This is a genomic window from Nonomuraea sp. NPDC050643, from assembly GCF_040654715.1.
Taxonomy (GTDB): Bacteria; Actinomycetota; Actinomycetes; order Streptosporangiales; family Streptosporangiaceae; genus Nonomuraea.
The window spans coordinates 159937-172492 of the sequence record NZ_JBFAIM010000010.1 but is presented as its reverse complement, the minus strand read 5'-3'; the positions used below and the strand labels follow the sequence as shown (position 1 = coordinate 172492).

The following is a 12556-nucleotide window of genomic DNA, read 5'->3' as shown; positions in this document are numbered from 1 at the left end:
GCCGGTCGTGCTGTCTCAGTAGCTGTGGCTGGCCGTGACCTCGGCCGAGGCGGAGACCGCCCGCTCGGCCGGCTCTCCGCGCAGGGCGAGCACGATCATGGTCAGCGTGTCGATGACGGTGAGATGGGCCAGCCGGCCGGCCACCGCCTCCATGCCGAAGACCAGGTCCTGGCCGCCGCCGACGAGCGCCCACGTGCTCAGCTCGGTCAGCGGCGAGCGGGCGTAGCTGGTGACCGCCACGACCTGCGCCCCGGCGGCGCGGGCGCGGCGGGCGGTGTCGACCGTGCTGCGGGTGGCGCCGCTGTGGCTGATCGCCAGGCAGACGGAGGACTCGGGCAGCAGCTCGGCGGCCAGGTGGGCGGTGAGCGGGTCGGGCGGCAGGTCCACGGCCAGCCCGAGGGCCCGCAGCCGGTAGGCGGCGTCGATGGCGGTGGCGCCGGACAGCCCGGTGGCGGCGACGAGCACGCGGCGGGCGTGGCCGATGGCCTCGGCGGCGGCGCGCAGGTCGGTGGGCGACAGGGTGGCGGCCAGCCCGCCGAGCGCCTCCTGCCCGGCCCGGACCGTCGCGGCCAGCACCCTCGCGGTGGGGTCGGCGTCGTCGCCGGGCCCGTCGTCCTGGGGCGTCTCCCGGGCCGCCGCGAGCTTCAGCTCCTGGTAGCCACGGAAGCCGAGCCGGCGGCAGGCGCGTACGACGGTGGAGGCGGACGTGCCGGCCAGCCCGGCCACGTCGCTCACGCTCTGGTGCACGAGCGCCGCCCCCTGCTCGAGCACGACCTGCGCGACCCGCGCCTCGGCGTCGTGCAGCCCGGCGAGCCCGGCCCGCACGACCGCCGCCAGAGAATTCCGTTCCACAAGGGAAGGCTAACAGAGAACCAAATTCCGCCCGTCCCAGGGCAATCCCTAGGGTGCTCCCCAGGAGACGGCTCGACGACCTGCGCTCACCCCCGCCGGTGGCGGTTGGCGTGCTTGCGGGCGGCGAACCGGTACGCCTCGTCCAGCAGGGCCCGCACGTCGCCGAGCGTCTTCGTGGCCGGGTCGACCACGCACACCCAGTGCTGGGAGGCGTAGTGCGGATGCGGCATCACCTCGTCCCGGCGGGAGTGGTCGAATCCCGTCTCCAGCACGCCGTGCTCGTCGCGACGCGTCGGCCGGGGGCCGAAACGGGAGGTGTAGGTGGCCTTGGTCAGGCCGATGTTGAGCCGGTACGAGCCTGCCGCGCCGAGGTCGGAGACCGAGTCGTAGGTGTCGCCGGTCACGACCGTGGCGAAGAGCAGCCACTGGTCTCCGGGCGGGCCGTAGGTGAAGAACGTGTCCCCGGAGCTTTCCACGCCCCGGGCCTGGTCGAAGGTCTCGCTGATGTAGCGCGTCATGGCCGCAGCGTCCACGCCGATGCCCTCCTCACTGGGTCACGTCAATTGTTTCATTGACGCTCCCAGTGAAGGTTTCAGCGCATTTCCCTGCATCGAGCGGCGGCAAGTCTCAAAGATGAGTGTCAGGCGGGGACGCGGTCGCACGGGTGTACGGGGGTGCCGCTCCTGGCCAGCCAGGCGCCCATGGTCCAGGGCACGTCGGCGTTCTGGTTGTCGCGGAACTCCAGCACGAGCGTCTCGTCCGGCCCGATGTGCTCCGGGAGGATGCCGATCTCCCGTACCGAGATCGGCCGGGTGGCCTTGACCGAACGCCAGCGCCGTGTCTCCCTCATGAGCTCCTCCTTCGAGAGAGGCGGCCCGCCGTACGCCCCGTCCACGCTCTCGAAGCGCGGGACCGCGCAGCGTGTGCGCGGCTCCAGGAACGTGATGTCGGCCTTGACGCCGACCGCGGCCAGCTCGGCCGCCAGCCCTTCGGGGTCGCGCAGCTCGTTGACGGTCACCGCGATCGTCCCGTCGGGCCGCTCGATCACCGCGTACGCGCTCGTCCCGGTCCCCGCGATCAGCGGGGTGACGACGGCCGCGGTCACGACACCGGCCACGACCAGCAGCCGGGGCACGGTGACGACGCGGCGCCGCCGGGTGCGCATCCCCTCCAGCAGCCGCCGCCTCGCCCCCGCGAGGTCGTCGGGGGTGGCGGGGGGAACGGTCTCCCACATGGAGGACAGCGGGTCCATGGTCATTCTCCTTGTCCCAGCGCTTGGCGGATCTGGTTCCTGGCCCGGTTCAGCCGGGAGGCGACGGTGCCCGGCGGGATGGCCAGCGCGTCGGCGACCTCCTGGTAGCTCAGCTCGGCCCAGGCCACGAGGAGCAGCACACTGCGATCGTCCGGTTTGAGCCGCAGCAGGGCCCGTGCCAGCGGGCGGTTGACGGCCAGGGTGTTGAGCCCGTCCTCGACCTGCCGGCCCGGGGTCTCCGCCGGGTGCACGCCGCTGCGGATGTAGGCGCGGTAGAGGCTCTGCTCGGTACGCCGCCGCTTTCCGATCAGGTTGGAGGCGATGCCGTACAACCATGGGCGGGCATCGGAGCGGCCCCTGTCGTAATCGCCCCGATGCTGGAAGGCGGCCAGGAAGGTGTCGGCCACCACGTCCTCCGCCTCGCCGGCCCCCAGCCGCCTGGCGGCGTAGCGGTGCAGCAGCGGTGCGTGCCGGTCGAACAGGACGGCGAAGAGCTCGGGCTCGTTCAGCGACCGCTCGATGAGGGTCGCGTCATCGGCCTCGACTTCGCGGGGGATGGTCATGCGTGTCGGCCTTTCTCGGCGAACGCGGTCACCTGTACTTACCGCGCCGAGCCGAAAACCTTCACCGCCCCGTCCACCCCGAGCTCCGGCCTGCTCGGTCTCAGTGGTCCACGGTGACCACGATCTTGCCGATCTGGGCGCCCGACTCCAGGTGGCGGTGGGCCTCGACGATCTCGTCCAGGCCGAAAACGCGGTCCACGACCGGCCGGAAGGCCCCGGCACGCAGGCCGGACAGGACGAACGCGGCCGCGCGGCGCAGCCGTTCCGGGTCGGTGGTCGTCTCGTGGACGGTGTAGGTGCGCAGGCTCAGGGCGGGCATGCCCAGCTCGAACCCCGGGTAGGGGGTCGGCTCGCCGCTCAGCATGCCGTACAGGATGAGCGAGCCGCCGGGGGCGACCCCCTTGGCGAGCTCTCGCACGCCGGGACCGGCGACGGCGTCGAAGACGTGCGCGGCGCCGCGGCCTCCGGTCAGCTCGCGCACCCGTGTCACGACGTCCTCCTCACCGGCGACGATCACCTCCGCCGCCCCGGCCGCGCGCAGCCGCTCCGCCTTGGCGCGGGTGCGGGTGGTGGCGATCGGCGTGGCGCCGACGCGCTCGGCGACCTGGATCGCGGCCAGGCCCACACTGCTGGAGGCGGCGGTCAGCACGACCGTGTCGCCCGCGCGCATCCCGCCGGTCTCCACCAGCGCCCCGTAGGCCGTGAGGAAGGGCATCCACACCGCCGCCCCCTCGACCGCGCCGAGCCCGGCGGGACGGGGCACCACCGCGGCGGCGGGCACGATCGCGCGCTCGGCGTAGACGCCGTAGTCGTTCATCGAGAACGCGGGCACCACGCTGACCGACCGGCCCGGCTCGAACCCGGGCACCCCGGCGCCGGCGGCCTCGACCACGCCTGCGGCCTCGGCGCCGAGCCGGGCGGGGAACTCCTTGACCGGCTCGATGTAGTCACCGCCGCGGAACAGCGCCTCGGCCCGGTTGAGGCCGATGGCGTCCACCCTGATCAGCAGCTCGCCGGGGCCGGGCGCGCCGGTCTCGACGTCCTCCAGCCGCAGCACCTCCGGCCCGCCGAGCTCGTGGAACCGCACCGTTCTGGCCATCGCCCCTCATCCCTTCGCGTCGATGACGCCTCACCCAAGCACGAAAGTACGATGGCCGTCAAACTTCGATGACTGTCGTACTATGGGGGCCATGGCGACCACACGGCGAACCGGGCAGGACCGCGTCCCACCTCACCCGGACATCACCACGATCACCCTGCAGCAGGTGCTCGAAGCCCTGGTCGACCCGGTGCGCCGCCACATCGTCGGCGAGCTCTACTCCGCCCGCCAGGACCTGAGCTGCGGCACGATCGACCTGCCGGTCAGCAAGTCCACCGCCACCCACCACTTCAACGTGCTGCGCGAGGCCGGTCTCATTCACCAGTACTACGCGGGCACCTCCCGCATGAACGGGCTGCGCCGCGACGAGATCGACGCCGCCTTCCCCGGGCTGCTGCGCGCGCTGGTGGCCGGGCGCGGCGACTGAGGGCGCCCCACGCCCGCTCCCGATCGGCTCCCGGCCCTGGACAACGCGGCTCGGGCGTGATCTGACGGTATGAGAGCGCCGCCGATCACGAACAGGAGCACCTGGACATGAGCGATACGCCGCGACTCCACAAGGCCGGCCCGACCCTGCTGGAACGAGCCCGCGAGCTGCGCCCGCTGATCGAGCAGGCGGCGGACGTGGCCGAGGCGCAGGGCCGGCTCACCGACCCCGTCGTGGACGCCCTGCACGAGGCCGGGCTTTTCGGCATCTGGGTGCCGGCGCCCCTCGGCGGTGCCGAGTCGTCCCCCAGGGAGGCGATCGACCTGCTCGAAGAGCTCTCCTACGCCGACCCCTCCACGGGCTGGGTCGTCATGGCCACCAATCTGGAGAACGGCACGGCCGGCGCCTACCTGGGAGACGACGCCATCGAACGGATCTTCAAGGGCCCGCGCATGCCGGTCTTCGCCGGTCAGGGCACCCGGCCGGGCGTCGCCGTGCCCGAGGACGGCGGCTTCCGCCTCACGGGACAGTGGAGCTTCGCCTCGGGCATGCTCCACTCCCAGTACGTGCACAGCCTGGGCGCCGTCGAGGGCACCGACGAGGTCCGGATCTGCATCACCCCGATCGAGGACGCCAGGATGCTCGGCAACTGGGACGTCCTGGGCCTGCGCGCCACCGGCAGCGTCGACTACGCCATCGACGGCGCCTTCGTACCGGAGTCGCAGACGCACGTCTTCACCCAGAACGAGCCGCTGCGCGGCGGCGCGCTCTACCGGCTCGGCGTGGTCGACATGGCGCTGATCTGCCACTCCTCCTGGGCGCTCGGCGTCGGCCGCCGGCTGCTCGACGAGCTGGTCCGCCACACCGGGGCACGGACCGGACGGCCGGGGCAGATCGCCGACAGCGACGCCTTCCACGCCGACTTCGCCCGCGCCGAGGCGAGGTTCCGGGCGGCGAAGGCCCTGGTGATCGAGGCGTGGGACGACGCCGAGCGCACCCTGGACGCGGGCCGGCGGCTGGACGTGCGGCAGGAGACGATGGTGCGGCTCGCGCTCAACCACGTCACCTCGACGATCGCGGAGGTGGCCCGGTTCGTGTACGCGTCGGGCGGCACCTCGGCGCTGCGCGACGGGCTGATCCAGCGGCTGTTCAGGGACGTTTTCGCCGGCTCCGCGCACATCACCTCGGGCCCGCAGATGTTACGGGAGTGCGGCCGGGAGCTGGCCGGTCTGGCGCGGGGGCAGGCGTGGGTGGTGTTCAGCCTGGAGTCATGAGCGGGTCCAGGCCCTCCCGCCCGGCGATCCGCGTGCTCCTGGGCCCGGGAAACATTCGGACCGGGAAGGGCAAGCCGGGGTTGCCGGGGCAGGGGACGCGGGACGTACGGCCTCGGGGACATCCGGAGGGACGATGGAGATCGTGGAGTCGAGCGTTCGCGTCCCGGTGGGCGAGGTGACGCTGGACGCGGACGTCGCCGTGCCGGCGGAGCGGCGTGGCGCGGTACTGTTCGCGCACGGCAGCGGCAGCGGCCGGCACAGCCCGCGCAACCGCCACGTGGCCGCCGCGCTCCAGTCGGCCGGGCTGGTGACCGTGCTGGCGGACCTGCTGACGGAGGCGGAGGAGCGGCACGACGCGGTGACCGCCGCGCTCAGGTTCGACATCGGCCTGCTGGCCGACCGCGTCACCGCCCTGACCGACTGGGCCCGCACCGCCCCCGAGACCGCCGGCCTGGGCCTCGGCCTCTTCGGCGCGAGCACCGGAGCCGCCGCCGCCCTGATCGCCGCCGCCCGGCGGCCCGGCGAGGTACGCGCCGTCGTCTCCCGGGGCGGTCGCCCCGACCTGGCGGGCGACCTCCTCCCCCGGGTCCGGCAGCCGACCCTGCTCGTCGTGGGCGGCGCCGACCCCGTCGTGATCGACCTCAACCGCCAGGCGATGGAGCACATGACCGCCGAGGTGCGGCTGGAGATCGTGCCGGGGGCGACCCACCTGTTCGCCGAGCCCGGGACGCTGGAGCGGGTCGCCCGGCTCGCGACGGACTGGTTCGCCGCCCGTCTCCGGGCGTGATCAGCTCGAGACCATGTCGCCGTGGGCCAGGACGCGCAGGTGCTCCAGCGTGTCGGCGGGGGTGTCGGCGAGCGGCTGGACGCAGACGTGGTCGGCGCCGGCGTCCAGGTGCGCGCGGACGCGCTCGATGATCGTGTCCGGGTCGCCCCAGGCCACGATGGCGTCCACCAGGCGGTCGCTGCCGCCGTCGGCGAACTCCGCGTCGTCGAAGCCCAGGTCGCGCAGGTTGTTGACGTAGTTGGGCAGGCGAAGATAGGTGGCGGTGAAGCGGCGGGCGGTGCGCCGGGCGCTGTCCGGGTCGGTGTCGAGGATCACGGTCTGCTCCGGCGCCAGCACCGGGCCGGGGCCGAGCACGGCGCGGGCGCGGGCGGTGTGCTCGGGGGTGACGAAATAGGGGTGGGCGCCGTAGGTGCGTTGGGCGGCGAGTTCGAGCATGCCGGGGCGCAGGGCGGCCAGCAGGCGCGGGGCCGGCTCGGCCAGCGGGCCCTCGTACTCCGCCTCGTCCATGGCGTCCAGGTACGCGCGCATCGCCGACACCGGCTTGCGGTAGTCGTGCCCCCTGGACGACACCAGGGGCGCGTGGCTCACGCCGAGGCCGAGCACGAACCGGCCGCCGCTCGCCTCCGCGAGCGCGTTCGCGCCGTTCGCGGCGGCGGTGGCGTCGCGGACCCAGATGTTGGCGATGCCGGTGGCGATCGTCATGCTCCGGGTGCCCTCCAGCAGGATCGCCGAGTGGACCAGCGCCTCCTTGCCCCGGGGGCTCTCACCGATCCAGAGCGTGGTGTAGCCGAGACTCTCCATCTCCGCCGCCGCCTCGCGCTCGAAAGCGGCCGGCTGCCCGCTCAGCGTGCTGCTCCAGACCCCGACCCTGCCCAGACGCCGCTTCAGAGCGGCGGTGTCCACCCCGGCCATCACAACCTCATCGCCTCGTACGACTCGTCTTGATCACCATAGGCGGACCGGGGCCGGGGCACCGGTCATGACGTGCCGTGTCTTACTCCTTCTCGGCCTCGCACAACCGGGACGGCGGCACGGGGATGGCGGGGAACGGGTTGTCCGGCAGGAGGATGACCCGGCGCGCCTGGCGGGGTTGCAGGGCCGCGTCGAGGTGCAGCAGGGCCGCGCCGATGCCGGCGGCGCCGATCATGTAGCCGGTGTCCGCGCTCACCTCGCCCGGCCGCAGCCGCCGGTAGGCCTGGTACCAGCGGTAGCCCCGGCCGTCGGGGTCGGTGGCGCCGGAGACGAGGTGGTCGGCGAGCCGGCGGGCGTAGGTGAGGTAGGTGTTCTCACCGGTCTGCGCCCACAGGCCGACGAACAGTTCGAGCAGCCCGGCGGTGCCGCAGCACTGGCAGGCCACGTTCCAGAAACCGGTGGTGCGCCGCTCCGGGGCACCGCTCTGCACGATGCCGCTGGCCAGGCGCCGCGTCCAGTCGAGGTGGCCGGGGTCGCCCGTCACCCGGTAGAGCTCGTAGAACGTGCGCGCCACGCCCGCCGAGCCCGAGCAGAACCCGAGGTAGTGCAGGCTGCGCTCGTGCGGCACGTGGTGCGGGACGACGGCGCACCGGCCGGTCACGATGCTGACCTCGCGGACGAAGCCGGCGCCCCGGTCGGCCGCCTCCAGGAAGCGGTGCTCGCCGGTGAGGCCGTACAGGCGGGCCAGCAGGAAGGCGGTGCCCGCCGTGCCGGCGAGGAAGCCGGGGGTGACCGCGTCGATGGGCAGGTCGGGGCAGTCGCCGAAGCGGTGGCCGGGGACGGCCAGGCCGGCGATGCGCTCTCCCGCCGCCACCGCGAGCTCCTCCAGCTCCGGGGCGCCCAGGGCGGTGGCGGCGCGCAGCAGGCCGAGCACGATCCCGCCGTCGCCGCGCTGCGCGGGGTCGCCCGTCCAGCCGGGGCCGCCCCCCAGGGGGCGGGCCGCCCGCGCGATGTGCTGGGCCGCCGCCCTGGCCTCACTTTCCAGGCGCTCGTCGCCGAGCGCCCAGCCCACCTCGGCGAGCGCCACCACGGTGCCGGTCAGGCCGTGGTAGAGCGACAGATCACTCTGCTCGCGCCAGGTCGCCGCCAGGCGGCGCGCGCCCTCTCTCGCGTCCTCCAGGTACGCCTCGTGCCCGGTCGCCGCCGCCAGCTCCAGGAAGAACAGCACGATGCCGGCCGACCCGGCATAGAGCGAGCCGGGCTCCGCAGCGGTCAGCGCCGAGCGTCCTTTGGCGTCGGGGTTGGCGGTCCAGTGCCGTCCGCGGTCATCGTCCACGGCGGCGGATCGGATCCAGCGCCCGGCCAGGATGGCGGCGGTCAGAGGCGTCTCGGCACGCTCACCCGGCAAGCGGGTCATGTCCAAACCCATGCTTCATTATCCCACACATTTGGTAGGGAAAGGGGCTTAATGGCGAACAGCATACGTACCCGCTCATGATCGAAAGGCCGGGCGTCCCCGGGAGGAACCGCATGAGCACGCGAGAACCCCTATGAGAACGGTACCGCGTCCGACGAGGACCGGCCCCTGCCCGCCGGCGCCATTCCCCTGACTCCCACGACTTGCCGTCATCATGTCGGCAATATTCCCAACAGAATTGTTGACAATTTGGTCGTGGCGATTTTAGCCTCGTCAGGCACTCACACAGAAGGGCGAGACCGGGATGACCGACCCATCATCGACGCCGTCCACCCTGGTCGTCAGCGCGCACGCGGGCGACTTCGTCTGGCGCGCGGGCGGGGCCATCGCCCTGGCCGCCGCGCGGGGCGAGAGGGTGACCATCGTCTGCCTGTCCTACGGCGAGCGCGGCGAGTCCGCGAAGGCCTGGCGCGAGGGCAGGTCCCTCGACGAGATCAAGGAGATCCGGCGCGGCGAGGCCGAGCAGGCCGCCGCGACCCTGGGGGCCGGCATCCGGTTCCTGGACGCCGGTGACTATCCGCTGCGCGAGACGCCGGAGCTCACCGACGAACTCGTGAAGGTCTACCGGGAGGTGATGCCGAGCGTGGTGCTCACCCATCCGCTGGAGGATCCGTACAACGGCGACCATCCGGCGGCGGCGCGCATGGCGCTGCAGGCCCGGGTGCTGGCCCAGGCGATCGGCTACCCGGCGGAGGGCGAGCCGCTCGGGGCGCCGCCGGTGTTCTTCTTCGAGCCGCACCAGCCGGAGATGTGCGGGTTCGCGCCGCAGGTGCTGCTCGACATCACCGAGGTGTTCGGCACCAAGCGCAAGGCCATGGAGTGCCTGCCCGCGCAGCGGCACCTGTGGGACTACTACACCGACCTGGCCGTACGCCGGGGCGTGCAGCTCAAGCGCAACGCCGGGCCGAACCTGGGGCTGCCGCACACCACGTACGGCGAGGCCTACATGCGGCCCTACCCGCAGGTGACGGGGGTGCTGGCATGAGCGGCGTGATCGTCACCGACGTGCCCAGGGCGGACGCCGCCGGGGTGGCGGCACTGGCCCGGTACGGCGTGGCCACCGTGCACGAGGCCCTGGGCCGGACGGGCAGCCTCGGCCCGCGCCTGCGGCCCATCCAGCAGGGGGTGCGCGTCAGCGGCACGGCGGTCACCGTCCTGTGCTGGCCGGGCGACAACCTCATGGTCCACGCGGCGGTCGAGCAGTGCCGCGAAGGGGACCTGCTGGTGGTCACCACCACGTCGCCGTGCACCGACGGGCTGTTCGGCGAACTGTTCGCCACGGCGTTGCGGCGGCGCGGCGTACGCGGGCTGGTGATCGACACCGGCGTGCGCGACACCGAGGAGCTGCGCACGATGGGGTTCCCCGTCTGGTCGGCGGCCGTCTGCGCGCAGGGCACGGTCAAGGCCAGCGCCGGCTCGGTCAACGTGCCCGTGGTGCTCGGCGGCCAGGTGATCAGGCCGGGCGACGCGATCCTGGCCGACGACGACGGGGTGATGTGCGTGCCCCGCGACCAGGTCGCCGCCGCCGTCGAGGCCGCCGCGGCGAGGACCGCGAAGGAGGAGGCCAGCCGGGCGGCCTTCGCCGAGGGCGAGCTCGGCCTCGACCGCTACGGCCTGCGCGAGACCCTCTCCAGGCTGGGCGTGCGTTACGTGACGGCCGAGGAGTACGACCGCGACGGAACCCCCTCGTGACCATCCAAGGGCGCGGCCGGGTCCTGAGCCGCTGGGGAGGGGCCCCGTGAGCGGGGTGCGGTGCATGCTCATGCGCGGCGGCACGTCCAAGGGCGCCTACTTCCTCGCCGAGGACCTGCCCGCCGACCGGGCCGCCCGTGACGAGCTGCTGCTGCGCGTCATGGGCAGCCCGGACCCGCGCCAGATCGACGGCCTGGGCGGCGCCCATCCGCTGACCAGCAAGATCGCCGTCGTCTCCCGTTCCGGGGACGACGCCGCGGACGTCGACTACCTGTTCCTGCAGACGGGCGTCGAGACCGCGGAGATCACCGACCGGCAGAACTGCGGCAACCTGCTGGCCGGGGTGGGACCGTTCGCCGTCGAGCGCGGGCTGGTCCCGGCCGGCGACGGCGAGACCACCGTACGGATCCGCATGCTCAACAGCGGCGACCTGGCCGCGGCCACGTTCCCCACGCCCGGCGGGGTCGTGCGCTACGACGGCTCGACGGAGATCTCGGGCGTGCCGGGCACCGCCGCCGCCATCGTCATCGAGTTCCCCGGAGGCGAGGGCGGGGCGCCGCTGCTGCCGACGGGGCGGGCCCGTGACGAGGTGGCGGGGGTCGAGGTGACCTGCGTGGACAACGGCATGCCCGTCGTCCTCATCCGGGCGGCCGACCTCGGCGTCACCGGCTACGAGAGCCCGGCCGAGCTGGAGGGAGACGCGGCGCTGACGGCCCGGCTCCAGGAGATCCGCCTGGCGGCGGCGGAGGCGATGGGCCTGGGCGACGTGCGCGGGGCGAGCGTCCCGAAGCTCACCCTGCTCGCGCCGCCCCGGGACGGCGGGGCCGTCTGCACGCGCACGTTCATCCCGGTCCGCTGCCACGCCGCCATCGGCGTGCTGGGGGCGGCCGGCGTCGCCGCCGGGCTCCTGCTCCGGGACGGCGTCGGTCACGCCCTCGCCGCACTCCCCGAGCCGCCGCAGCGGGCGGAACAGATCCGGGTCGAGCATCCGACGGGGTTCCTCGACATCGAGGTCGCCGTCGAGACCGCCACCGCCGAAGGGCGCTCCGGCGACCCCTACGCCGCCCGTACGGCCGTGGTCCGCACCGCGCGCAAGATCTTCGACGGCACCGTGTTCCCCCGCCCGCCCACCTAGAAAGGCGCCCGTATGCCCCCGCCGCTGGGAGACATCGCCCATCTCGGCCATGTCCAGCTCCGCACCCCCGACCCCGACCGCAGCCTGTGGTTCTTCACGCGGATGCTCGGCATGACCGAGAGCGGCCGCGCGGGCGAGTCGGTCTATCTGCGCACGTGGGACGACTACGAGCACCACAGTCTCGTCCTGACCGCGCACACCACGTCCGGGCCCGGCCGCACGGCGCTGCGGACCTCCAGCGCGCAGGCGCTCGAAGCGCGGGTCAAGGCCCTGGAGGACGCCGGCCTGGCCGGCACATGGGTGGAGGACGAGCCCGGCCTCGGCCCCCTGTACGTCACCCAGGACCCGGACGGCCACGAGATCGCCCTCTACTGGGAGAGCGAGTGGTACGAGGCTCCGCCCGGCCTGCGCCCGGGGCTGAAGAACCAGCCCCAGGCCAAGCCCGCCCACGGCGTCGGCGTACGGCGCCTCGACCATGTCAACTTCCTGGCCGCCGAGGTCTCCCCCAACGCCGGCTTCGCCCACCACGTGCTCGGCGCCAGGCCGACCGAGCAGATCGTGCTCGACTCCGGCAGGGTGGCCGCGCAGTGGCTGACCTTCACCGACAAGTCGTACGACGTGGTCTACACCGAGGACTGGTCGGGGGCGCGCGGACGCCTGCACCACATCGCGTTCGCCACCGACACCCGCGAGGACATCCTGCGCGCCGCCGACCTGTGCCTCGACAACGGCGTGCACATCGAGACCGGCCCGCACAAGCACGCCATCCAGCAGACCTTCTTCCTGTACGTCTACGAACCCGGAGGCAACCGCGTCGAGCTGTGCAACCCGCTGACGCGGCTGGTGCTCGCCCCCGACTGGCCGCTGATCACCTGGACCGCGAAGGAGCGCGCCAAGGGGCAGGCGTGGGGGCTGAAGTCCATCGAGTCCTTCCACACCCACGGCACCCCTCCGTAGCACCCGCGTCTCACGCATGAGCGCGTCCGGAACCGGGGGCGCGGGGTGCGGGCCACCCCGCGGCCGCGGAGCGGGCTGCCCGCCGCCGCCTCCGGAGCGTGAGCGCGGAATTACGGGGTGACGGCCTCC

14 protein-coding genes are annotated in these 12556 nt (G+C 73.3%); 7 read left to right on the top strand and 7 right to left on the bottom strand.

Translation table 11 applies throughout. The features are described from left to right. Positions 1–15: 15 nt before the first annotated feature. The 5 genes from AB0I15_RS15620 to AB0I15_RS15600 all read right to left on the bottom strand — a co-directional run bounded on the left by AB0I15_RS15620 (position 16) and on the right by AB0I15_RS15600 (position 3766). Positions 16–852, bottom strand: coding sequence for a MurR/RpiR family transcriptional regulator (locus AB0I15_RS15620; protein WP_358095145.1), 837 nt, complete (start codon positions 850–852; stop codon positions 16–18). An 86-nt stretch (positions 853–938) separates the two neighbouring features. Further along, a complete protein-coding gene (locus AB0I15_RS15615) occupies positions 939–1370 on the bottom strand; it encodes a DUF6194 family protein (protein WP_358095144.1) in 432 nt (143 codons plus the stop codon). Positions 1371–1492: 122 nt separating this feature from the next. Further along, positions 1493–2104 (bottom strand): hypothetical protein, encoded by a 612-nt coding sequence (locus AB0I15_RS15610; RefSeq protein WP_358095142.1) that lies wholly within the window; start codon positions 2102–2104, stop codon positions 1493–1495. A gap of 2 nt (positions 2105–2106) precedes the next feature. Then, positions 2107–2667, bottom strand: a complete 561-nt coding sequence (locus AB0I15_RS15605) for an RNA polymerase sigma factor (protein ID WP_358095140.1) — start codon at positions 2665–2667, stop codon at positions 2107–2109. 100 nt (positions 2668–2767) lie between these two features. After that, positions 2768–3766: a zinc-dependent alcohol dehydrogenase family protein gene (locus tag AB0I15_RS15600; RefSeq protein WP_358095139.1), complete on the bottom strand. Its 999-nt coding sequence runs from the start codon at positions 3764–3766 to the stop codon at positions 2768–2770. Positions 3767–3857: 91 nt separating this feature from the next. On the opposite strand from AB0I15_RS15600, the gene AB0I15_RS15595 reads away from it, so the two are divergent. From AB0I15_RS15595 to AB0I15_RS15585, 3 genes are all read left to right on the top strand, one after another. Next, entirely contained in the window at positions 3858–4193 is a 336-nt protein-coding gene (locus AB0I15_RS15595; protein ID WP_358095137.1) for a helix-turn-helix transcriptional regulator, read from the top strand. 107 nt (positions 4194–4300) lie between these two features. After that, on the top strand, positions 4301–5467 hold the full coding sequence (locus AB0I15_RS15590) for an acyl-CoA dehydrogenase family protein (protein WP_358095135.1): 1167 nt from the start codon (positions 4301–4303) through the stop codon (positions 5465–5467). Positions 5468–5600: 133 nt separating this feature from the next. Beyond that, a complete protein-coding gene (locus tag AB0I15_RS15585; RefSeq protein WP_358095134.1) occupies positions 5601–6254 on the top strand; it encodes a dienelactone hydrolase family protein in 654 nt (217 codons plus the stop codon). On the opposite strand, the gene AB0I15_RS15580 is transcribed toward AB0I15_RS15585, so the two are convergent. Together AB0I15_RS15580 and AB0I15_RS15575 are read right to left on the bottom strand one after the other, a co-directional pair. Further along, a complete protein-coding gene (locus tag AB0I15_RS15580) occupies positions 6255–7166 on the bottom strand; it encodes a TIGR03620 family F420-dependent LLM class oxidoreductase (RefSeq protein ID WP_358095132.1) in 912 nt (303 codons plus the stop codon). Between the two features lie 82 nt (positions 7167–7248). Next, the gene (locus AB0I15_RS15575) at positions 7249–8583 is read right to left on the bottom strand and encodes a lanthionine synthetase LanC family protein (RefSeq protein WP_358095130.1); all 1335 of its coding nucleotides are present in this window, start codon (positions 8581–8583) and stop codon (positions 7249–7251) included. A 304-nt stretch (positions 8584–8887) separates the two neighbouring features. Here AB0I15_RS15575 and AB0I15_RS15570 point away from each other — a divergent pair, with 304 nt between their 5' ends. From AB0I15_RS15570 to AB0I15_RS15555, 4 genes are read left to right on the top strand one after another with little or no spacing between them, the layout of a single operon-like run. After that, the gene (locus AB0I15_RS15570) at positions 8888–9628 is read left to right on the top strand and encodes a PIG-L deacetylase family protein (RefSeq protein WP_358095128.1); all 741 of its coding nucleotides are present in this window, start codon (positions 8888–8890) and stop codon (positions 9626–9628) included. Beyond that, positions 9625–10335, top strand: coding sequence for a 4-carboxy-4-hydroxy-2-oxoadipate aldolase/oxaloacetate decarboxylase (locus AB0I15_RS15565; RefSeq protein WP_358095126.1), 711 nt, complete (start codon positions 9625–9627; stop codon positions 10333–10335). The genes AB0I15_RS15570 and AB0I15_RS15565 overlap by 4 nt, the downstream gene beginning before the upstream one ends. Before the next feature lie 46 nt (positions 10336–10381). After that, positions 10382–11470, top strand: a complete 1089-nt coding sequence (locus AB0I15_RS15560) for a 4-oxalomesaconate tautomerase (RefSeq protein ID WP_358095124.1) — start codon at positions 10382–10384, stop codon at positions 11468–11470. Between the two features lie 12 nt (positions 11471–11482). Continuing rightward, on the top strand, positions 11483–12427 hold the full coding sequence (locus tag AB0I15_RS15555; RefSeq protein WP_358095122.1) for a catechol 2,3-dioxygenase: 945 nt from the start codon (positions 11483–11485) through the stop codon (positions 12425–12427). The last annotated feature ends 129 nt before the right edge of the window (positions 12428–12556 follow it).